The organism is Micromonospora sp. DT47 (assembly GCF_049844475.1).
GTDB lineage: Bacteria > Actinomycetota > Actinomycetes > Mycobacteriales > Micromonosporaceae > Micromonospora.
This window is the reverse complement of the sequence record NZ_JBNCLC010000021.1, coordinates 65,284-87,033: the sequence shown is the minus strand read 5'-3', so window position 1 is coordinate 87,033 and position 21,750 is coordinate 65,284. Positions and strand designations below refer to the sequence as shown.

Genomic DNA, 21,750 nt, shown 5'->3' with positions numbered 1-21,750 from the left:
GTCAGGGCGCCCGGTCGGGGGTACGGGTGAGGACGAAGGTGGCGACGTCGAGGGCCACCGCCCGTCCGGCCTCGTCCCGGACGACGGTGAGGATCTCGCCGTCCTGCAGGCCGGCGCGGCCCCGCCAGCGGTGCGGTCCCTCCGGGGTGAAGCGGAGCGTCGGCTGGCCGGGCGGCCCGGTCCAGAGCTCGCCCGACCCGTCGGCGCGGACCTCGAACTCCGTACCCATCCACCACCAGCGGCCGGTGAGCTCGGCCAGCTCGGCCGGGGGCGGGGCGGCGGCCGGGCGCCACGGCGTCACCGGCGTCGGCTCGGCGTCCAGCACCAGGGTGAGCAGCTGCCGGGCGAGCCCGCCGATGTGGCCGGAGCGCAACCCGTACGAGTTGGCGAAGCCGACCACCGCGGTCCGGGTGGGCCGGTGCACCGCCAGGGTGGCGACGTACCCGGGCATCGAGCCGCCGTGGCCGACGTACACCCGGTCGCCCTCCCGGCAGAGCTCCAGCCCGAGGCCGTGCCCGCCGGTCCACGAGTCGAGGTCGCTGATCACCACCGGCGCGCACATCTCGGTCAGCGTCTCCGGGGCGAGCACCTCCGGCGCCGGGTCGGCCAGGAACGCCGCCCAGCGGCCCAGGTCCTCCATGGTGGACCAGAGCTGCCCGGCGGGTGCCATCGCCCCGCTGTCGGTTCGCGGCTCCTCGCGCAGGGTCTCGTGCCAGGGGTGCACCACGTAGCCGCGGGCGAACGGCTCGGTGGCCTGGTAGGTGGTGCGGCCCATGCCCAGCGGCGTCAGGACGCGCTCGCGGAGCAGCGCGAGCCACGGCGTGCCGGTGGTCCGCTCCAGCACCCCACCGAGCAGCCCGTACGCCAGGTTCGAGTAGTGGTAGCCGCGCAGCGCCGGGTAGGCGATCTTGTCCGGCGTCAGCCCGGCCACCAGCGTGGCCAGGTCGGCGCCCTCGGCCCGCTCCCACCATCCACCGTCCGGCTCCCGCTGCAGGCCGCTGGCGTGGCCGAGCAGCTGGCGCAGGGTGAGCGCGCCGACCGGGGTGCCCGGCAGGTGCTTCTCCAACGGGTCGTCCAGGCCCAGCCGGCCGGCGTCGCGCTCCCGCATCACCAGCACCGCGGTCATGGTCTTGGTGATCGAGCCCAGCCGGTACTGCAGGTCGGCGTCCGGGCGGGGGTGCTCGCCGGCGGCGGCGAGGTGGGCCAGCGTCCCGTCGCGGACCACGCCGAGCACCAGCGACGGCGCGCGGCCGGTGGACTGGGCCCGCGCGACGAGAGCGTCGGCCTGGCGGGCGGTGTCGGGTAGCAGGGGCACGTCGTTCTCCTCGGTCGGTCGCAGAACGGCTGCCGCCGAGCTTACTGATCATGACGGGGCGGCGTGGCGTGCGTCGGCGTGTCACGATCGTGGTGTGGACGCCGTGGTGTGGATCGTGCTGGGTGTGGTGTTGGTGGTCGCCGAGATCTTCACGACGACGCTGTTCCTGATCATGTTCGGGGCCGGCGCGTTCGCCGCCGCCGGTGCCGCCGCGCTCGGTGCGCCGGTGGCGTTGCAGGCGGTGGTCTTCGCGGCGGTGTCGGCGCTGTCGGTGGTGGTGGTCCGGCCGGTGATCCGGCGGCACGCGCGCTCCGCGCTGGAGACCGGCGACCAGCCGTTCGGGGTGGAGGCGATCGAGGGTTCCAGCGCCCTGGTGCTGGAGCGGGTGGACGCCGAGCACGGCCTGGTCAAGATCGATGGTGAGCTGTGGAGCGCCCGGTCGTACGACGCGACGCAGAACTTCGCCCCCGGTGAGCGGGTGCAGGTGATCAAGGTTCGGGGCGCCACCGCCCTGGTCTGGCATGACGACATTTCTCCCACGGGTGAGCTGCCCGAAGCGAAAAGGTGAGCGGTATGAACATTGCATTGGTGCTGTTGGCCGCCGTGGCGTTGATCGTCGTGGTGACGCTGATGAAGGCGGTGCGGATCGTGCCACAACAGCGCCAGGACGTGGTCGAACGGCTCGGCAAGTACAAGCGCACCCTGAACCCGGGCCTCAACCTGCTGGTCCCGTTCGTCGACGCGGTCCGCACCAAGGTGGACATGCGCGAGCAGGTGGTCAGTTTCCCGCCGCAGCCGGTGATCACCTCCGACAACCTGGTGGTCTCGATCGACACGGTCCTCTACTTCAAGGTGGTCGACGCGGTCCGGGCGACCTACGAGATCTCGAGTTTCCTGCAGGCCATCGAGCAGCTCACCGTCACCACGCTGCGCAACGTGATCGGTTCGCTGGACCTGGAGCGCGCGCTGACCAGTCGGGACGAGATCAACCGGCACCTGTCCGGCGTGCTGGACGAGACCACCGGACGCTGGGGCATCAAGGTGACCCGGGTCGAGATCAAGGCGATCGAGCCGCCGGCGAGCATCCGGGACTCGATGGAGAAGCAGATGCGTGCCGAGCGGGACCGCCGGGCGGCGATCCTCACCGCCGAGGGGCACAAGCAGTCGCAGATTCTCTCGGCCGAGGGTGAGAAGCAGGCCGCGGTGCTGCGCGCCGACGGTGACCGGCAGGCCCGGATCCTCCAGGCCGAGGGTCAGGCGAAGGCGATCCGGACCGTCTTCGCCGCGATCCACCAGTCCAACCCGAGCCAGAAGGTGCTCGCCTACCAGTACCTCCAGGCTCTGCCGCAGATCGCCAACGGCACCGCCAACAAGGTCTGGATCTTGCCAGCCGAGCTGACCAAGGCGCTGGAGGGCATGGGCGGCGCGCTGGGCGGTCTGAGCCAGATGGTGGGTGACCTCCCGTCGCCGGAAGCGGCCGACCACGCGAGCCAGGTCGAGCGGGAGGCCGCCGAGGCGGCGCAGGCCGCGGCCGCCGCCGCGCAGGAGATTCACGACGAGGTACGCGTCGCCGAGGCCCAGGCCACCGGCGGCAACGCCCCGCAGGGGCTGCCCGCCCCGGAGCCGGTCTCCCCGGCCAGCCTGGTCAACGACCCGGCGGACGAGCGCGAACGGGGCTGATCCGGCGGCCGTTCCCGAGCGGGACGGCAAATGCGAGAAACACTCATGCGGCGCCCCGGTGCCTGCCACGATCGGTCTGAGGACGGGTGGTGGCCAGGAGCCGGGGCGCCGGTGCGTCCCGCGCCGCTCGTCGGAGTCGAGCGAGGTGACGCATGAAGGACCCGGCGCACAGCCTGTTCTCCCGGACCCCGGTCCCCGGCGCGCACGATCCGGCCGGGCCGCTGGGCACCCGGCGCACCGGCGGGGGATTCGGGGTGCTGCCCTTCGCCGGTGATCCCGGGCCGGCGGCGCCCGCCACCGACGCCAGCTGGGCCTTCTCGCTGCGGCGCTTCGCCCGGGCCTCGGTCTGGCTGCTGCCCGCGTACGCGGTCCTCTACGGCGTGGTGGCGATGGTCAGCGACGGCGGGGTGGGCAACGACCCGTACCCGGCCGACGGCCAGCCGCTCTACCTGGTCGGCTGGGTCGCCGCGATCTGGCTGGGCCTGCTCGCCCTGCTCGCGCTGACCGGTCTGCTGGCCGCCGCCCGCAGCCGTCGGGTCGCGGTGGCCGGCCTGCTGGCGAGCCTCGCCGGCACGGTGCTGATGCTGCCCTTCGCCGGGCTGGCCGAGCAGACCCCGGTCTTCGGCACCACCGCCCGGATGCCGGTGCTGGTGGGCGCCACCTGTTACAGCGCGGGCTGGCTGCTGATCGGCTGGTCGGTGGCCCGATCCGGGATGTTCGCCATCGGCGACGGGGTGATGCTCATGATCGCCGCTCCGCTGCTCGGCCTCGGCGGCGCCCTGATCGGCTCTTTGCAGACCTTCGGCGCGATCTTCGTCCTGATCTCCGGGATCGGCATCGGCTATCGCTCCGGCCGCCTGCTGCCCGCCGCGATCGCCCGGGACGCCGCGAGCGCCAGCGTCGCCACCCCCGCCGCGCCCGCGGGCGGTGGCCCCCAGGGCCCCCGCCCCGCCGCCTGACCCGCCCACCCGGGCCCCACCCCTCCCCGTCCTCCTGGGTTGATCAAGAAGCTCGGGCACCTGATCCGGCCCGGAAAGTGGCCAAACTTCTTGATCAACCCACAAGGGGCGGGAGGGGATGGGAGGGCGGTGCGGGGACAGGGAGGGCGTGGGGCAGGGAAGTCGCTGGCAGATCACGGTGAGTTACCTGACAATCGCCGGCCGGGGTGGCCCGCTTCTCCTTCTCCTGGCAATCCTGGGTGGCATGCCCCGACCCCGGACGCCGTTGACGCGGCTCTTCACCGTGCTGCTCGCCGGCCTGCTGGCCGGCCTCGTCCTCGCGGTCGCCGCGCTGCCGGGCAATGTGCTCGCCGGAGTCGCCACCAAGGCGGCGCTCGGGGCGTTCGACGACCCGCCGGCGGCGCTGCGCACCCCGGCCACCCCGCAGCGCTCCTACCTCTACGCCAACGACGGCAAGACGCTGCTCACCACGTTCTACGACGTCAACCGCACCGACGTGCCACTGGTCGACATCGCCCCGGTGATGCGGCAGGCCATCGTGGCGGCCGAGGACCGGCGCTTCTACTCGCACGGCGGCGCCGACCTGCGAGGCATCGCCCGCGCCCTGGTCGCCAACGTCACCGGTGGCGGCACCTCGCAGGGTGGCTCGACGCTGACCATGCAGTACGTCCGCAACGTGCTGAAGACCGACCCCAGCCGGACCGCCGAGGAGCGGCAGGCGGCCACCGAGCAGACCGTCGGGCGCAAGGTCCAGGAGATCCGGTACGCCACCGAGCTGGAGAAGACCCTCAGCAAGGACGAGATCCTCAACCGCTACCTGAACATCGCGTACTTCGGCTCCGGGGCGTACGGGATCGCGGCCGCCACCCAGCGCTACTTCGGCAAGACGCCGGCCGACCTGACCCTCGGCGAGGCCGCCCTGCTCGCCGGCCTGGTCCAGTCCCCGGACGAGTACAGCCCCATCGACGGCGACAGGGACGCGGCCCTGGCCCGCCGCGGCTACGTGCTCGACTCGATGGTCGACACCGGCGCGATCACCGCCGCCCAGGCCGACCAGGCGCGGGCGGAGAAGCTGACCCTGCGCCCGACCCCCCAGCCCAACGGCTGCGCCGCGACCGGCCAGGGCACCTCTGACGCCGGCTTCTTCTGCGACTACCTGCGCCGCTGGTGGCTGGGGCAGCCGGCCTTCGGTGCCAACGCCGAGGAGCGCGAGCAGGCGCTGCGCCGCGGCGGCTACACCGTGGTCACCTCGCTCGACCCGGACGTGCAGGCCACCGCCGTCGAGGAGGCCCGCAAGGTCTACGCCGACGACAACAAGCGCGCGCTGCCGATCGCGGCGGTCGAGCCCGGCACCGGCCGGGTCCTCGCCATGGCGGTCAACCGCGAGTACGGCGTGGGGGAGAACGAGACCGTCAACCCGCTGATCTCCGGCGGCGGCAGCGTCGAGGGCTACCAGGCCGGTTCCACCTTCAAGCTCTTCACCATGCTCGCCGCGCTGGAGTCCGGGAAGACGCTCTCCACCGGGTTCGACGCCCCCAGCAAGCTCCCCACCCGGTACGACGCCGGGGAGGGCGAGGGCAGCTGTGACGGCAAGTGGTGCCCGGCCAACGCCAACCCGGAGCGGATGGACGGCTACCGGATGATGTGGGACGGCTTCGGCCGCTCGGTGAACACCTACTTCGTCTGGCTGGCCGAGCAGGTCGGCGAGGACAAGGTGGTGGAGATGGCGCAGCGCCTCGGCATCACCTTCCGCGCCGAGGCGGACGCGAACTTCGCGGAGAACGACGCGGCCAACTGGGGCGCGTTCACCCTCGGCGTCGCCGCCACCACCCCGCTCGACCTGGCCAACGCGTACGCCACGGTGGCCGCCGAGGGGACGTACTGCACCCCGACGCCGGTGGTCTCGGTGACCGCGCCGGACGGCACCAAGGTGCCGGTGGGCCAGTCGTCCTGCAAGCGGGTGCTGAGCGAGGACGTGGCCCGGGCCGCGACGGACGCGGCGCGCTGCCCGGTCGGCCAGCAGTCGGCGTACGGGCAGTGCAACGGCAGCACGGCCGGCGGTGTGGACCGGATCGTCGGCCGCCCGGTCGCCGGCAAGACCGGCAGCTCGGAGCAGAACGCCACCGAGACGTTCGTCGGGTTCACCCCGCAGGTGGCCGTCGCCGGGATCGCCGCCAACCCGGACGACCCGAGCGACGCGGTCGGCGGGCCCGTGCAGTCGCAGGTGATCGCGGCGGTCGCCCGGACCATCCGCACCGCGGTCGACGGCCAGCCGGTCCGCGACTTCACCGCGCCCAGCCGGGAGCTGGCGGGCGACATGCGGCGGCCCGAGCCGCCGCGGCCGTCCCCCCGCCCCACCGAGCCGCAGCGGCAGAACGACCGGGGGCTGCCCCCGGACATCCTGCGCTGGCTCCAGAACCGCCGCGGCTGACCCGTCGCGGCCCGGACCGGCCCCCGCCGTCGACTCCCTCGGACGGCGGGGGCCTCAGTCCGAGTTTGCCCAGACCAGCACGCCCGGGCCGGCCGGGGTGAGCACCGGAACCCAGGCCTCGTCGGCCTCCCGCCGGGACTCGTCCCAGCGCAGCGGGTGCGGGTCCTCGGTCAGCCCGTCCCAGGCCCAGTAGGTGACGCCGGCGACGATGCCGCGCAGCCGCGTCGCCTCCTCCACTCCGGTGGGCGCCGCGACCACGACGAACAACCCCGTCGGCCATGCAGTCGGGATCGAGGGGTACCGATCTCCCAGGACCCGCACGACCTGGCCTTCGCGCCGGTCTGGCGGCGTACCCCGAAGGTCGTCGTCTCCCGTACCCTCGACGCCGCCGACCACGGCGCCCGGGTGATCGGCCGCGACCTGACTGCCGACGTCGCCGCCCTGCGCGCCGAACCCGGCGGCGACCTGCTGCTGACCGGCGGTGCGGGAGCCGCGGCGGCGCTCGCGGCGCACGGCCTGCTCGACGAGTGGCAGCTGGTAGTGCATCCCGTGGTGCTCGGCGGCGGCCGGCCGGTCTTCCCGGCCATCGAGCGTCTCGGCCTGCGGCTGGCCGGGACGCGCGCCTTCGACGGCGCGTCCGTGCTGCTGCGGTACGCCCGGGCGGCCGGGTGACGCCTCAGCGTCCCCGCCGGCGGGGACGGTAGGTGGCGAGCGCGGTTCCGGGCACGGTTCCCCGGGTACGGCGCGGAAAACCCGGTGGCGTGCGCCGCTCGCCCGGACCGCCCCGGCCGGCCCCGGCCGGGCACCCGGCAGAATCGTCGCCGTGCCCGTCCACCAGATCACCGACCCCGACGACGACCGGATCGCCGACTACCGCGCCCTGACCGACGTCGAGCTGCGTACCCGCTGGGAGCCCCCGCACGGGCTGTTCATCGCCGAGGGGGAGCTGGTGCTGCGCCGGGCGCTGCGGGCCGGCTACCCGGCCCGGTCGTACCTGGTGGACGCGAAGCGGGTCGACCAGCTCGCCGACCTCGACACCGGCGACGCCCCGGTCTACGCGGCCACCCCGGACGTGCTCCAGCGGGCCACCGGCTTCCACGTGCACCGGGGCGTGCTCGCCTCGTTCCGGCGCAAGCCGCTGCCGACCGCCGCCGAGGTGCTGGCCACCGCCCGCCGGGTGGTGATCCTGGAGGACGTCAACAACCACACCAACCTCGGCGCCATCTTCCGGGCCGTGGCCGGGCTCGGGGTGGACGCGGTGCTGCTCTCGCCGACCTGCGCCGACCCGCTCTACCGGCGCAGCGTACGGGTCAGCATGGGCGAGGTCTTCGCGGTGCCGTACGCGAAGCTGGAGCCCTGGCCGGACGCGCTCGCCGAGGTCCGGGCGGCCGGTTTCAGCGTGCTGGCGATGACCCCGGCCCCGGACGCGGTGCCGATCCAGCACCTCGACGCCGCCCGGCGGGCCCGCGCGGCGCTGCTGCTCGGCGCGGAGGGCGCCGGGCTGACCCGCGCGGCGATGGACGCCAGCGACGCCCGGGTGGTCATCCCGATGCGCCGCGGCGTCGACTCGCTCAACGTGGCCGCCGCCACCGCCGTGGCCTGCTGGGAGCTGGGCCGCGACGACCCGCTCTGAGCCCGGGCCCTCCGGGAGGCCGTCGTGCGCCCGGTCTCAGCGCCTAAAGGGGCGGCGCACTGGCCCGCATCTCGGTAGCGCGCGTAGAGGCTGCCGTCGAGCAGCTCACCGGCGAGCCGGGCGGCGGCCGGGAACTTCGCCGAGAAGGTCCCCTCGAAGATGTCCGCGGCCAGCTCCTCCACCGACGGCAGCCGCTCGCCGGTCTCCTCGGACAGCGCGGACAGCTCCCGGACCAGCGGGTTCGGCAGCAGGGTGGCGGGGAAGCCGTCCAGGGCCAGCTCACCGAGGCGGCGCAGGGCGGCCGAGGCGTCGGAACGGGACTCCCCGGTCGCCACCCGTACCGATTGCCGGGCCGCGACGGCCGGCTGCACGCCCCCACCGTCCTCGCCGGGATGGGTAGGGTCGCCGGGGTGAAACTGGTCCTGTCCGTTCGGTGGGTGGTGTGGGCGGCCCACGGGGTGGGCGTCGCCGGGGCCGGGATCCTGTTGTGGGCGTTCAGTTTTCCGGGCTACGCGGTCTTCGTCGCGGCGGGCGGCCTGGCTGTCCTCGGCGTGGCGGCCCTGCTCTGGGTCGTCGGTGCGCAACTGTCGTACGGCAGTGGCCGGACCTGGCCGTGGTGGCTGCCGATCGCACCGGTCATGGCGGTCGTCGTGCTGGCGCTGCTGGTCACGGGGGTCCCGCTGCGGGCGCGGTGGGCGTTGAGCCGGGCCGCGTTCGAGACCGTGGTGGCGGAGATGCCCGCATCGACCGCGGCGACGAGGTTCGACCGGGTGGACGCCCCGGCGACGATCGGCGGTTACCGGATCATCTCCGCGTACCTGGTGCCGGGCGGGGTCGTCTTCTACGAGGCGCACGGGGCCTTCTTCGACGATGCCGGCTTCGCCTACCTGCCGGGCGGTCCGAGCCCGACGCTCGGGAACGGTTCGTTCGAGTCGCCCACCTTCCGGCCGCTCGGCGGTGGCTGGTACCGCTGGACGGCGAGCTGGTGAGCTGGGCCCTGCCCGGAAGGTGGCGTGCCGGCCGTCCCTGACCCGCAGGGGCCCTGGGCGGGTTGTCGTCGTATGGAGGTCACGGACGGTAGCGTGTCGCCCGTGTTCCCTACCGTCCGTGAGGTGCTGGCGCTGGACCCGGTCCGACACGGCGCGCCGCGCCTGGTCGCCGGGGACGCCGGCCTGGACCGGCCGGTGCGCTGGGTCCACGTCGCCGAGGTGCCCGACATCGCCACCCTGCTCGGCGGCGGCGAACTGGTGCTCACCACCGGCATCGGACTGCCCGCCGACGACGCGGGGCTGCGCGCGTTCATCGGCGACCTGGCCGACGTCGGCGTCTCCGGACTGGTGGTCGAGCTGGGCCGCCGGTACCTCAGCGGGGTGCCCCGGGTGATGGTGGCCGCCGCCGAGCGGCGTGGACTGCCCCTGGTGGAGCTGCGCCGGGCCACCCCGTTCGTCCGGATCACCGAGGCGGTGCACGCGCTGATCGTCGACGCCCAGCTCACCGAGCTGCGCGCCACCGAGGAGATCCACCAGCGCTTCACCGAACTGTCGGTCGAGGGTGCCGGTCCGGCCGAGGTGGTCCGGCAGGCCGCCGAGCTGGCCGGCTGCCCGGTGGTGCTGGAGAACCTCTCCCGACAGGTGCTCGCGTACGACCCGGCGGGGGAGAGCGCCGAACTGCTGCTGGACGGCTGGGAGCAGCACTCCCGCCGGATCCGGCCCGCCGGCCGGACCGCGTACGACGCGGACAGCGGCTGGCTGGTCACCACCGTCGGCGCCCGCGGCCACGACTGGGGGCGGCTGCTGCTGCGCTGGCCCGGTGCCGGTGACCTGGCGACCGGGCGGGGCGTCCCGGTCGATCGGGCGGTCACCGGCACGGTCGGTGGGGCGCGCGACGACCGGCCGCCGGCCGGCACCCCGCCCACCCGGCTGACCATCCTGGTGGAGCGGGCCGCCTCGACCCTGGCCCTGGGCCGGCTGATCCGGCGGGACGCCGAGGGGCTGGAACGGCAGATCCACCGCACCCTGCTCACCGCCCTGCTCGACCACTCCCGCCCGGTCGACGAGGTCGCGCTGCGGGCCAAGGCGCTCGGCGTCACCCTCGACCGGCGCCACCTGGTCGGCGTGGTGGTCCGGCACCGCCTCGACGACCCGGCCGGGGAGTTCGGCGCGGGGGAGGGCGGCCGGTCCGTTGAGGCCGCCCCGGAGGCCGGCCCGGCCCGGCTGCGGGACCTGGCCGAGGCGGTCGGCCAGGCGCTGCGGGAGGCGAAGCTCACCGCCCTGACCAGTGCCGTGGACGACCAGGCGGTGGGCGCGCTGCTCGCCCTGCCGGACCCGGCCGCCGAGGAGCGCGCGCTCACCGCGTTCGCCACCGCGCTGCGACGGATCCGCGTCGACGCCGCCCCGTCCCGGGCAATCGGCGGCCGGGTGGAGCTCGGACCGGGCGCGGTGATCGTCGCCGCCGGCTCCGGGGTCGGCAACCTGCGTGAGGCCCGACGCTCGCTGATCGAGGCCCGGCAGATCGCCGACGCGGCCCGCCGGGACCGGCGGGACCTGCCGATCTTCCGGCTGCCGCACGTCGGGCTCGCCGGCCTGCTGCACCTGCTGCGCGACGAGCCGCGGGTGCAGACCTTCGTCGAGCGGGAACTGGGCGCGCTGCTCGCCCATGACGCCCGGCATCCCCGCGACCAGCTGCTCGGCACCCTGCGGGCGTACCTCGAACAGGGCCGCAACAAGTCGGCGGCGGCCGCGGCGGCGCACCTGTCCCGGCCGGCGTTCTACGAGCGGCTGGCCCGCATCGCCCGGATCCTCGACGTCGACCTGGACTCGGTGGAGGCCTGCCTCTCCCTCCACGTCGCCCTGCTGGCCCTCGACGCCATCCGCACCCCCTGACCCGCCGTCGCCCGGTCGACTGCCCGGAGCCGGGGACCGGGCGGCCGGGCCGCCGGGTCAGGCCAGGGCGGTGAGGGCCTTGGCGTACGCGGTGGGGACGAAGTTCGGGCCGCCGGGGGTGAACACGTCCGAGTTGGCCGCGGCCGACCAGGCGGTCTCCGGCACGGCGTCGACCAGGGCGCGGACGACCGGGGCTTCGCGCCACTGGTCCTGCTCGGCGAGCAGGCTCAACGCCACCACCGACTCCTCCACCTCGCCGACGCACTCGAACGGCTTGTGCCCGTCGACGCCGAGCAGCTCGCGGTAGCCGGCGATCTGGGTCTCGTCGGCCAGCAGGTCGCCGCCGAAGATGCGGACGATCCGCTCGCGCGGCATGAACGGCGCCATGGCCAGGAAGACGAACCGGCACTTCGGGCAGTTGCGGCACCAGCGCAGGCTGGCGTCGCGCAGCTTGAACGCGGCGTTGCAGCTGGTCACCACGTCGTCGTACCGGTCGATCTCGGCGAAGAGCCGGGCGATGTGCAGCTCGGACAGCGACCGCAGCAGGGAGAAGTACGGCTCGGTGAGCCCGGCGTGCTCGGCCAGCGCCGCCCGCAGCAGCCCCTCCGCCTCGACGCCCTTGGACCACTGGTGGTTGATCTCGTGACCGTTCCAGACCAGGTTCGGGTCGGACGCGGAGCGCTCGTTGGACATCACCACCGGACCGAGCCCGTGCAGCACGGCGGTGGCGACCGCGATCAGCGAGTTGATCGCGGTGACCGGGATGTGGCCGTTGAGCGCGCCGGCCGCGTTCAGGTCGAACAGCACCGGATCGATCCGCCGCCGGGCCGCCAACGGGGTGAGCCCGGACGCCTCGTTCACCGAGTCGATCACGTGGTTCGGGTTCACCGAGAAGGGCACCGGGCCGAAGCCGGCCCGGCGCAGCGCCTCCAGGCTGACGATCGAGTCCTTGCCGCCGCCGACGGCGGAGAGCGGACGCCGGTTGGAGTCGTCGTACACCCGGGCCGGCGACACCTCACCGGCCGGCACCTCCGGGCGCAGCTCCAGCACGTGCGGCAGCTGGTTGCGGTAGGCGTACTCCGCCAGGCCCTTGGTGTAGAGGGCGGTGACCAGCTCGGCGGCGGCCGCTCCCAGCGGCGCCGGCAGCACCAGCCGGCCCGGCGCGGCGGTCTTGTAGTAGCTGACCCCGGCCACCACGTGCAGCAGCTCCAGGACCCGGCCCAGGGTGGCCACCGTCTCGTCGGACACCGGCTCGGCCGGCAACGGCAGCGTGATCACCTCGGTGAACCGCTGCTCGCCGTCGGGACCGGTCAGGGCGTAGTCGAACAACGCCTCACCGGTGGCGAGATCGATCGAGTAGGACGGGAAGGTGAAGGCGTCCATCCGCCGGAGCTGCTCGTTGGGCACACGCCATACTAGGCCCTGGTTCGTCCGGCCGTGTCCGGCTGCGCCGGACCGTGCCCGTGCACCGCCGCCGAATAGCCCCGAGGAGAGCCCGTGCGCCTGTCTGACCTGCGCGGACGTAGAGTCGCCGTCTGGGGGGCCGGCCGGGAGGGCCGGGCCGCCGTGACCGCCGTCGCCGCGCACGCCCCGGCCGACCTGGTCGCCGTCGACGACAGCGCCAACTTCCTCACCCTGCCCTGGGAGGGACCGCTGGCCGAGGCCGCGCCCCTGGTCACCGGCGAGGAGGGTTTCGACCGGCTGGCCGCCGCCGACGTGGTGGTCCGCTCCCCGGGCGTGCCGCAGACCCACCCGTGGCTGGTCGAGCTGCGCCGCCGCGGGGTGACCGTCACCCAGGGCACCGCGCTCTGGATGGCCGACCACGCCGACCGGACCGTCGGGGTCACCGGCAGCAAGGGCAAGAGCACCACGTCCGCCCTGATCAGCCACCTGCTCACGGCGGTGGACCGGCCCAACGTCTTCGGCGGCAACATCGGCGTGCCCACCCTCGACCTGCCCGAGGCCGAGCGGTACGTGCTGGAGCTCTCCAGCTACCAGTGCAGCGACCTGACCGACTCGCCCCGGGTGGCCGTGGTCACCGCGCTCTTCCCCGAGCACCTGGACGCGCACGGCGGCGAGCGGGAGTACTACCGGGACAAGCTCAACCTGCTCGCGTACGGCCCGCGGACCGTGGTGGTCAACGGCGCCGACCCGCGGCTCGCCCTCGAACTGGGCGACCGGGCCGCCGTCCGCGCCGGCCGGCCCGACACCGCGAACGTGGCCAGCGGCCCGGACGGCACGCCCTGGTTCCACCTCGCCGACCAGCCGCTCTTCCCGCGCGGCGTGCTGCCGCTGGTCGGCCGGCACAACGAGGGCAACCTCTGCGTGGCGCTGGCCGTGCTGGATGTGCTCGGCGTCGACGTGGTCGCCCGCAAGGACACCCTCGCCGTGGCGGTCGCCGAGTTCCAGGGCCTTGCCCACCGGCTCACCGAGATCGTCGACCCGTCCGGCCTGACCTTCGTCGACGACACCCTCGCCACCAGCCCGTACGCGGCGATGCACGCCATCGACGCGTACGAGGGGCGACCGCTGACCGTGATCGTCGGCGGCACCGACCGAGGGCTGGACTACACCCCGCTGCGCGAGCACCTGGCGGAGCGGGAGATCACCGTGATCGGCATCCCGGACAGCGGCGCCCGGATCGTCGAGGCGCTCGCCGGCCTGCCGAAGGTGCGTACGGAGGTGGTCGACGACCTGGTCGACGCGGTCCGGCTGGCCCGGGAGCTGACGCCGGCCGGCGGGGTGGTGCTGCTCTCGCCGGCCGCGCCGAGCTACGGGCGGTTCCGCAACTGGGAGCACCGCTCCGAGGTCTTCGCCCAGGCCGTCCGGGACACCGCCGGCTGAGCCGACCGCAACGGCTGCGCCGGACGCCGGCGGTCAGGGCTGGGCCGGCGCGACCGGACGCAGGGCGGCGTGCAGGGCGCGCATCGAGCGGAGCGCCGAGCGGATCTCCTGGAGGTACCGGCCCGGGGTGAGCGTGGGTTCGGGCAGCCGGACCAGGTCCGGCAGGGCCGGGTCGACGCCGACGGTCTCCACCCCGCAGCCGTACGGCAGGGTGAGCGTGCGCAGCGCGTCGCAGTGCTGGAAGGGCACGTAGATCGGCGCGGTCACCAGCAGCACCGGATCGCCGGGGGAGAGCCGGACGTGTTCAGCCCAGAACCGCTGGGTGTCGGCGGTGTGCGCGCGTCGGCGCTCCGGCTCGCTCGACGGCGCGGCGAGCACGCGGACCGGGGGCAGGCCGGGCGGGTGGTACGTCCGCGAGGACCAGGAGTGGTGCGGGTGGCCGGCGTCGTGTCCGTCCTCCTCAGCCGGGGCGGTCACGTCCAGCACCTTCCGCACCGCCGCGTGCAGCACGTCGACCTCGGTCCCGCAGGTCGGCATCCCGGCGTCGGCCAGCGTACGGCGCTCTATGTCGGACAGCGGACGGAAGCTGCCGAGCACGGCCACCTCGCCTGTCACCGCCTGGCCGGTCCGCAGCAGGTGGGCGGCGTACGCGACCCGGCGTAGGCAGGCGTGCACCAGGCCGCCGAGCACCACGAGGTGGGCGTACCCGGGCCGGGTCGGCGGCGTCGGGTGGACCAGGCCGAGCGCGGCGGCGGCGTCGAGGACCAGGCCCACGGTGCGGGGGTCGAGGGCGGGCTCCTGGGCCTCGGGACGTTCCCGGCCCGCGCGGAAGTCCCAGTGCCGGGCGGAGAAAACGTCCAGCCCGTCGAGCACCGCCGCGAGGTCACCCGCTGGCCAGTCCCTGCCGAAGTGCCCGACCAGGGACCTCAGCGGGGGCGACTCCACCCAGGCCCGTACGCCCGCCGCCACCTGCTCGACGGTCGTCCCCGGCTCGCCGCTCGGCAACGCCACGTCCCCGATCCGCACGCGTCGGATGCTACCGGCGGCGGCCGCCCGGCACCGGGTCCTCGCCGTGCTCGATGCGCTCGCCGTGGACATGGTCGCCGGCAAGGGGACACCCTGGCCGTGGCGGTCGCCGAGTACGGGGCTGACACGGCGCATCGCCTTGATTACGCTGCTGCCAGCGGCGCCCCGACGTCGCGTAGGGGGGCGGGGTGAGCGGTGAGCGGCTCAACGACTCGACACGTCATCTCGGCGCGGGTGTGTACCTCGACCCGGAGTATCGCAACCGGCTGATCTATGAGGTCTACCTCGACCGGACCCGCCGGGTGGCACCGTCGTACGGATTCGCCCTGGAGCCGGTCCTGTTCCACGCGCGCCGGGCGCTCCTCGGTGAGGTGGTGTGTGATCTGTTCCTGGTCGGCACCGTCGTCGTCGGACTGCTCCTCACACCAACGCCAACCGTCGCCGTACTGCTCATTCTCATGTTCTGGCGCGTGAGCCGCGCAGCCTCTCAGCTAAGCCACGACTACGTTCGGTACTACCTGAAGGGTGGGACGCTCGACGAGTACACCCATCTCAAGGAGCGGCTCAAGGTGCTCGCGTGGGTGTGGCGTGCGTTCGCCGTTGTTCCGCTGCTACTGCTGGTGGGTCTCGGTCTACATGCGGCTGGACGCCTCACACTGCCGAACAGATTCGACCTCAACCATTTTAACGATCTTGTTCCCGGGACGGTGGGAATCATCGGTGCGCAAGTGGGGGCCGTCACCATCCTCGCCACCGTCCAGCATTTCTCGCTCAGAGCGCTGCGCACCGGCAGTGCCGCCCCGGGGGCGATCGAAGGGCGCCGGATCCGGACGGTGGCCCGACAGCAAGCGGAGCCGATCACGATTTTCTCGAGGTTTCGTCCGTTCATCGGCAGTGGATTCGAGATGCACACGTGGTCCTTCGTGCAGCGCCTGGTCGAAGCTGGGGTCGATGGTCGAGAAGAGGACCGCGAATGGGACACGCCGCCGTTCCGAACTGCGGACATCGTCCGTCACCTGGAGCAGCGGATCTCCTCTCTGGCATGGGACCAGGACAGCGAAACCCGCCTTTCGGGGTTGACCGTCAACCACCACATCTTCGTGGCGGGCACGAAGACGGCAGACCTCCCAGAGGAGATGGCCACCGCTGATCCGATCCAGGTGATGGCGGATCCGACCGGCCACGCCCGGCACTACCTCGCCTGTCAGATTGAGTCGTGGGACGGCGAGATCGTCACGACCGTCTACGTGCACGCTTCCATCCAGGGCAGGATGCTGTACCTGGAGTTTTCGACATGGGCGTTGCCACCCACCCGACAGGAATTCCATGTTGTCGACCAGCCCGGCGGAGTCGGCCTGATCGCCTACGGCAAGACCGTCGGCAGGGCCGCGGTTTCGCTTCCATCGCGCCTGGGCGGTGCGCTGCCGCGGCTCGCAACGCACGCGCTGCGGGCGTTGCGCCTTGCCGGCCATAGCTCGGCCGATTACGACAGCCGTTGTCGGGGGGTCGATATCGGGTCCCGCATCAGTGCCCGTGAACTCGGCGCCGGCATCGACGACCACAACGACCAGGCTACGTCGGCGGCCGCCACGAGCACCTACTTCCAGAAGCGAGACGTACTGAGGTACGCGCAGGTGATCGAGCGGAGGCTTCTCGCCGCGGTGCTTGACTTTCTCGAGGACCGCCACGTCGACGTGGCGGAGTACAGGCAGCGAATGGTGACCATCCTCAACGTCGGAGCAGTGAACTTCGGCTCCGGCAACGTGACCGTCACTGACAGCGCGATCGGTCAAGGTGCGACAGTCCACAACAACTAGCCTCGGGAGAACGGACATGGGTGACATCAACATCGGTGCGATCGGCGGCCCGGTGACGGGAAGCGCCGTAGGCCCGGACGCCACTGTGTACAACCGCGTGTCCGCAACCTCGATCGCATCAGCCGAGGATTACCTGGCCGAGGTGGAGGCCCTGCGGAAGAGCCTCCAGCAAGCGTCACTCCAGAGGGAGGCCAAACAGCAGGCGCCGGACGTCACGCTCGACGACGCGATCGCGGCGCTCGCCTGGTTGCGCCAGCACTACACCGACCCGTCCAAACCTGCCGATGCGGATCGGCGCCTTACCGCTCTGAAGCGGTTGCGAAAGGTCTGGACGCCGCTGGTGGAAATGGCCAAACAGTTGCCGGCCGGGTTGCTGGCAGGGTGGATCGTCGAGGCCATGAATTGACATCCTCCACCGCCATGAATGGCGGGGATTCCCTCCGCGCCGCGCGCGGAACGCGCAACGCCCGGGTGGGTTCCTGCTTCACCGCACGGTGCCGGAATCGCTTCCGGTCTTACCCACACTCCACAGGCGTTTTACGTCTCCGCAAGCCCTGCGGCGACAGTCACGCTGTGTCCGTCGTGACGCTTCGAGGCTTCCGGCATGACCCTTCGCCTCGCACGAACGCGACGTTACCACGGTCGATGGGGCGTCAGGTCAACGGCACGCTCGGGCCTGGCGGCCCTCCCGCGCGGGCCTTCACCCCCGCCCTGAAGGGCGGAGCACTGGCCCGCATCCCGGTAGCGCAGCGTCTCGCTGGCCTGGGCGGCCCGGTTGACGTGGTGTCAGGCCCGGGGGGTCGCTGCGCTACACGGTGACAGTTGTCCCTGTGGCCGGGTGGTGAGAGCGTGCGGTAACCGCGAATGCCGCTGAGAGGGTGCGACGATGACCTCCGACGACCTGCTGGCCCGACACCGGGCCGTGCTCCCCTCCTGGATGCCGCTCTACTACGCCGAGCCGATCGAGCTGGTCTCCGGTTCGGGTCGCCGGGTGACCGACGCGCAGGGCCGCAGCTACCTGGACTTCTTCGGTGGCGTGCTGACCAACATGATCGGCTACGACATCCCGGAGATCCGGGAGGCGGTGCAGCGCCAGTTGGCTACCGGGATCGTGCACAGCTCGACGCTCTACCTGATCCGTCAGCAGGTCGAGCTGGCCGAGAAGATCACCCGACTCTCCGGCATCCCGGACGCCCGGGTCTTCTTCACCAACTCCGGCACCGAGGCGAACGAGGCCGCGCTGCTGGTCGCCACCAACTACCGCCGCTCGCACCAGATCCTCGCGGTGCGCAACAGCTACCACGGCCGGTCGTACGCGGCGATGGGCATCACCGGCAACCGGAGCTGGTCGGCGAGCGGGCTCAACCCGCTCCAGGTGGCCTGGCTGCACTCCGGTGAGCGGCTTCGCGGCCTGCTGGCCCGCCTCGACGAGGCCGACCGGATCGACGCGGCGGTGGAGGACCTGCGCGAGGTGCTCGCCACCCAGACCGCCGGCGACGTGGCCTGCCTGATCGCCGAGCCGATCCAGGGCGTCGGCGGCTTCGTGGCCCCGCCGGACGGCCTCTTCGCCGCCTGGAAGAAGGTCCTCGACGAGCACGGCATCCTGCTCGTCTCCGACGAGGTGCAGACCGGTTGGGGGCGCACCGGCGAGCACTTCTGGGGCTACCAGGCGCACGGCGTCACCCCGGACCTGCTCACCTTCGCCAAGGGCATCGGCAACGGCTTCGCCCTAGCCGGTGTCGTCGGCCGGGCCGACGTGCTGGAGTCGGTGCCGGCGATCAGCTTCTCCACCTTCGGCGGCAACCCGGTCTCCACCGCCGCCGGCAACGCGGTCCTCGACTACCTGCGCGACCACGACCTGCAGGCCAACGCGGCCCGGACCGGCGCGATCCTCGCCGACGGCCTGCGCGCCGCGGTGGCCGGGCTCGACTGCGTCGCCGAGGTACGCGGCAAGGGGCTGATGCTCGGCGTCGAGTTCGTCCGCCCGGGCAGCATGGAACCCGACCCGGCGCTGACCACCCGGGTCTTCGATGCGTGCCGGGCCGGCGGCCTGCTCGCCGGCAAGGGCGGCCTGCACGGCAACGTGCTGCGGATGGGCCCGCCGCTCACGCTGACCGAGGACGAGGCCCGCGAGGGCCTGGCCATCCTGGTCGACGCGATCCGCTCGTCGGCGGAGGTGGCCGCGTGAGCACCATCGGGCACTTCGTCGACGGCAAGCGGATCTCCGGCGCTTCCGAGCGGCGCGGGGACGTCTTCGACCCGGCCACCGGCCGGCGTACCGGAAGCGTGGAGCTGGCCTCCGCCGCGGACGTCGCGGGCGCGGTCGAGGCCGCCGAGCGGGCGGCGCGGGCCTGGCGGGACGCCTCTCTGGCCAAGCGGACGGCGGTGCTCTTCGCCTTCCGCGAGCTGGTCCACGCCCGCCGGGAGCGGCTCGCCGAGGTGATCACCGCCGAGCACGGCAAGGTGCTCGCCGACGCCGCCGGCGAGGTGCAGCGTGGCCTGGAGGTGATCGAGTACGCCTGCGGCATCCCCTCGGCGCTGCGCGGCGGGTTCAGCGAGAACGTCTCCACCGAGGTCGACTCGTACAGCCTCCGCCAGCCGCTCGGCGTGGTCGCGGTGATCTCCCCGTTCAACTTCCCGGTGATGGTGCCGCTCTGGTTCGTGCCGGTGGCGGTCGCCTGCGGCAACGCGGTGGTGCTCAAGCCGAGTGAGAAGGACCCGAGCGCGGCGCTGCTGCTGGCCGAGTGGTTCGCCGAGGCCGGCCTGCCCGGCGGGGTGCTGAACGTGGTCAACGGCGACAAGGAGGCGGTCGACGCGCTGCTCGAGCACCCGTCGGTGAAGGCGGTTTCGTTCGTCGGCTCCACCCCGGTCGCCCGGTACGTGCACCAGCGCGGGGCGATGGCCGGCAAGCGGGTGCAGGCGCTCGGCGGGGCGAAGAACCACATGGTGGTGCTCCCGGACGCCGACCTGGACCTGGCCGCCGACGCCGCGGTCAACGCCGGGTTCGGCTCGGCGGGGGAGCGGTGCATGGCGATCTCCGCGCTGGTCGCCGTGGAACCGGTCGCCGACGTCCTGGTCGCGAAGATCGCGCAGCGGATGGCCGGGCTGCGCACCGGCGACGGCCGGCGCGGCTGCGACATGGGTCCGTTGGTCACCGCCGCCCACGCCGAGCGGGTCCGCTCGTACGTGGAGTCGGGCGTCGCGGCCGGCGCGGTGCCGGTGGTCGACGGGCGGGACGTCACGCCGGACGGGGAGGCGGGCGGCTTCTGGCTCGGCCCGACCCTCTTCGACCAGGTCACCCCGAACATGTCGATCTACACCGACGAGATCTTCGGCCCGGTGCTGAGCGTGGTCCGGGTCGGCTCGTACGACGAGGCGGTGGAGCTGGTCAACGCCAACCCGTACGGCAACGGCACGGCGATCTTCACCAACGACGGCGGCGCCGCCCGGCGCTACCAGCACGAGGTGGAGGTCGGCATGGTCGGGATCAACGTGCCGATCCCGGTGCCGATGGCGTACTACTCGTTCGGCGGCTGGAAGGCGTCCCTCTTCGGCGACCTGCACGCGCACGGCGAGGACGGGGTGCGCTTCTTCACCCGGGGCAAGGTGGTCACCAGCCGCTGGCTCGACCCGCGCCACGGCGGGGTCAACCTCGGCTTCCCCACCCAGACCTGAGCAGCCGCAGCACGCCCGCCCCGGCCAGGTACGCCAGCAGCGCCGGGGTGGGCAGCCCCAGCGGTTCCGGGGCGGCCTTGCGGGTCAGGCTGTTCAGCAGCAGCCCGGCCACCACGCCGGCGTACCCGGCCACCGCGAGCGCGGTGCGCCGCCGGCCGCGGGCGGTGGTGTCGCCGTGGCGACGGGTGCGGGCCTCGATCGGGCCGAAGACGGCGACCAGGGCGGCCAGCACCACGGCCAGGGCGAGCAGCCAGGGCACCCGCCAGGCCCACCAGGCCGCCGAGCCGACCCGCGGGGTGGGCAGCACGCCGAGGGCGTCCAGCAGGCCGATCAGCAGCACGGCGGCGGTGAGATGCCAGAGGAAGACGGTCAGCACCACGGAGTTCACCGCGATCACCGCCTGCCACGGGCCGGACCGGCGCAGCCAGCGCCGCGCCGGGGCCTGCAGCAGCAGGATCAGCCCGAGCTGCGCGGTGGCGACGGCGAGCAGCGCCAGGCTCGGCGGGGCGGCGTTGTCCAGCCGCGCGCCGGGCACGTTGAGCATCGCCACCGGGTACGGCCCGACCACGGTCAGCAGCACCAGCACGACCAGCCCGACAGCCAGCAGCACCGCCCCGGTACGCCGGGAGGTCGGCAGCCGGCGACGCGGCGGGTTCGTGGGGGAGCGGGCGTCGTACCAGGCGAAGCCGAGCTGGTGCACGGCCAGCCAGCCGAACAGGTAGTTCCCGGTCGCCAGGCCGGCCGGCCCGAGGATCCGCCCCAGGTCGCCGAGCGCGACCAGCCCGACCAGCACCAGCGGCACCACCAGCCCGAAGCGGCGGTGCAGCGCGTACATCGGCGGGGTCAGCGGGACCACGACCAGGTAGGCGACGAGGAACCAGAGTGGGATGGTGGCGAACCAGACCACCGTGCGGATCTCGGTCGGGTCGGCGCCGCGCAGGTGGGCGACCGCCGCGCCGACGACCAGCACCACCAGCAGTGCGGTGGTGGGCCGGACCAGCCGGGCGCTGCGGTCGATCAGCCAGCCGGTGGCGTCGCCGCCCCGGGACCGGCGGGCGGTCAGCGAGGCGGCGTTGGCGTACCCGCCGACCAGGAAGAAGACCGGCATCACCTGGGCCACCCAGGTCAGCGGCCAGGCCCACGGCAGGTCGCCCAGGGCGGAGTGCCCGGTCGGCCGGCCGGCCCGGTCGTACCCGATGACGGTGATACCCCAGTGACCGAGAACGACCATGACGATGGCGAGCGCGCGGAGCAGATCGACGTACCGTTCCCGCCCAGCCGGGGTGCGCTCGGCGAGCTGGCGCAGGCGGCGCATGGAGTCAGGCTATGTCAGCCGGGCGTGGCTGGTGGTGATAACGGTTCGGCCGTCGGGTCTTGAAGTCCACGCCGTCCTGCCGTAGAAATTCTTCAGCAACATTGTGTGAACTGAAGAGAATCAACGCACCCCCGTGCCTCGAAGCGGCGGACGCCTTCCCCCATCATCGGCGG

At 73.2% G+C, this 21,750-nt stretch carries 18 protein-coding genes; 13 read left to right on the top strand and 5 right to left on the bottom strand.

Annotation, left to right across the window (positions count from 1 at the left end; all coding sequences use genetic code 11):
- Position 1: 1 nt before the first annotated feature.
- Positions 2–1,315, bottom strand: a complete 1,314-nt coding sequence (locus tag ACLQ2U_RS25480; protein WP_425753311.1) for a serine hydrolase domain-containing protein — start codon at positions 1,313–1,315, stop codon at positions 2–4.
- Between the two features lie 94 nt (positions 1,316–1,409).
- Between ACLQ2U_RS25480 and ACLQ2U_RS25475 the strand changes: the two genes are divergently transcribed.
- The 4 genes from ACLQ2U_RS25475 (at position 1,410) to ACLQ2U_RS25460 (ending at position 6,385) form a co-directional block, all read left to right on the top strand.
- On the top strand, positions 1,410–1,883 hold the full coding sequence (locus ACLQ2U_RS25475) for an NfeD family protein (protein WP_425753309.1): 474 nt from the start codon (positions 1,410–1,412) through the stop codon (positions 1,881–1,883).
- 5 nt (positions 1,884–1,888) lie between these two features.
- Entirely contained in the window at positions 1,889–2,995 is a 1,107-nt protein-coding gene (locus tag ACLQ2U_RS25470) for an SPFH domain-containing protein (protein ID WP_425753307.1), read from the top strand.
- A gap of 152 nt (positions 2,996–3,147) precedes the next feature.
- Positions 3,148–3,954 (top strand): hypothetical protein, encoded by an 807-nt coding sequence (locus tag ACLQ2U_RS25465; protein ID WP_425753306.1) that lies wholly within the window; start codon positions 3,148–3,150, stop codon positions 3,952–3,954.
- Positions 3,955–4,198: 244 nt separating this feature from the next.
- Positions 4,199–6,385, top strand: a complete 2,187-nt coding sequence (locus tag ACLQ2U_RS25460; RefSeq protein WP_425753305.1) for a transglycosylase domain-containing protein — start codon at positions 4,199–4,201, stop codon at positions 6,383–6,385.
- 54 nt (positions 6,386–6,439) lie between these two features.
- On the opposite strand, the gene ACLQ2U_RS25455 is transcribed toward ACLQ2U_RS25460, so the two are convergent.
- A complete protein-coding gene (locus tag ACLQ2U_RS25455; protein ID WP_425753303.1) occupies positions 6,440–6,643 on the bottom strand; it encodes a DUF6210 family protein in 204 nt (67 codons plus the stop codon).
- A 45-nt stretch (positions 6,644–6,688) separates the two neighbouring features.
- Between ACLQ2U_RS25455 and ACLQ2U_RS25450 the strand changes: the two genes are divergently transcribed.
- The 4 genes from ACLQ2U_RS25450 (at position 6,689) to ACLQ2U_RS25435 (ending at position 10,900) form a co-directional block, all read left to right on the top strand.
- On the top strand, positions 6,689–7,057 hold the full coding sequence (locus ACLQ2U_RS25450; RefSeq protein ID WP_425753358.1) for a dihydrofolate reductase family protein: 369 nt from the start codon (positions 6,689–6,691) through the stop codon (positions 7,055–7,057).
- A 151-nt stretch (positions 7,058–7,208) separates the two neighbouring features.
- A complete protein-coding gene (locus ACLQ2U_RS25445) occupies positions 7,209–8,018 on the top strand; it encodes a TrmH family RNA methyltransferase (protein WP_425753301.1) in 810 nt (269 codons plus the stop codon).
- A gap of 410 nt (positions 8,019–8,428) precedes the next feature.
- Positions 8,429–9,007 carry a hypothetical protein gene (locus ACLQ2U_RS25440; protein WP_425753300.1) on the top strand — a complete coding sequence of 193 codons (579 nt, stop codon included), beginning with the start codon at positions 8,429–8,431 and terminating at the stop codon, positions 9,005–9,007.
- A 72-nt stretch (positions 9,008–9,079) separates the two neighbouring features.
- Complete coding sequence (locus ACLQ2U_RS25435; protein WP_425753299.1) at positions 9,080–10,900, top strand: PucR family transcriptional regulator; 1,821 nt, start codon at positions 9,080–9,082, stop codon at positions 10,898–10,900.
- Between the two features lie 57 nt (positions 10,901–10,957).
- Here the strand turns inward: ACLQ2U_RS25435 and ACLQ2U_RS25430 are convergent, their stop codons facing one another.
- Positions 10,958–12,307: a hypothetical protein gene (locus ACLQ2U_RS25430; RefSeq protein WP_425753297.1), complete on the bottom strand. Its 1,350-nt coding sequence runs from the start codon at positions 12,305–12,307 to the stop codon at positions 10,958–10,960.
- A 90-nt stretch (positions 12,308–12,397) separates the two neighbouring features.
- Here ACLQ2U_RS25430 and murD point away from each other — a divergent pair, with 90 nt between their 5' ends.
- Entirely contained in the window at positions 12,398–13,744 is a 1,347-nt protein-coding gene (gene murD, locus ACLQ2U_RS25425; protein WP_425753296.1) for a UDP-N-acetylmuramoyl-L-alanine--D-glutamate ligase, read from the top strand.
- Positions 13,745–13,777: 33 nt separating this feature from the next.
- Here murD and ACLQ2U_RS25420 read toward each other — a convergent pair whose 3' ends face one another.
- Entirely contained in the window at positions 13,778–14,770 is a 993-nt protein-coding gene (locus ACLQ2U_RS25420) for a hypothetical protein (RefSeq protein ID WP_425753295.1), read from the bottom strand.
- A 188-nt stretch (positions 14,771–14,958) separates the two neighbouring features.
- On the opposite strand from ACLQ2U_RS25420, the gene ACLQ2U_RS25415 reads away from it, so the two are divergent.
- From ACLQ2U_RS25415 to ACLQ2U_RS25400, 4 genes are all read left to right on the top strand, one after another.
- Complete coding sequence (locus ACLQ2U_RS25415; RefSeq protein WP_425753293.1) at positions 14,959–16,587, top strand: hypothetical protein; 1,629 nt, start codon at positions 14,959–14,961, stop codon at positions 16,585–16,587.
- A 16-nt stretch (positions 16,588–16,603) separates the two neighbouring features.
- Positions 16,604–16,993, top strand: a complete 390-nt coding sequence (locus ACLQ2U_RS25410; RefSeq protein WP_425753292.1) for a hypothetical protein — start codon at positions 16,604–16,606, stop codon at positions 16,991–16,993.
- A gap of 480 nt (positions 16,994–17,473) precedes the next feature.
- Positions 17,474–18,775 (top strand): aspartate aminotransferase family protein, encoded by a 1,302-nt coding sequence (locus ACLQ2U_RS25405; RefSeq protein ID WP_425753291.1) that lies wholly within the window; start codon positions 17,474–17,476, stop codon positions 18,773–18,775.
- Complete coding sequence (locus ACLQ2U_RS25400) at positions 18,772–20,262, top strand: CoA-acylating methylmalonate-semialdehyde dehydrogenase (protein WP_425753289.1); 1,491 nt, start codon at positions 18,772–18,774, stop codon at positions 20,260–20,262. Before ACLQ2U_RS25405 ends, ACLQ2U_RS25400 begins: the two co-directional genes overlap by 4 nt.
- On the opposite strand, the gene ACLQ2U_RS25395 is transcribed toward ACLQ2U_RS25400, so the two are convergent.
- Complete coding sequence (locus tag ACLQ2U_RS25395; RefSeq protein WP_425753287.1) at positions 20,234–21,577, bottom strand: acyltransferase family protein; 1,344 nt, start codon at positions 21,575–21,577, stop codon at positions 20,234–20,236. The genes ACLQ2U_RS25400 and ACLQ2U_RS25395 overlap by 29 nt on opposite strands.
- Between the last annotated feature and the right edge of the window lie 173 nt (positions 21,578–21,750).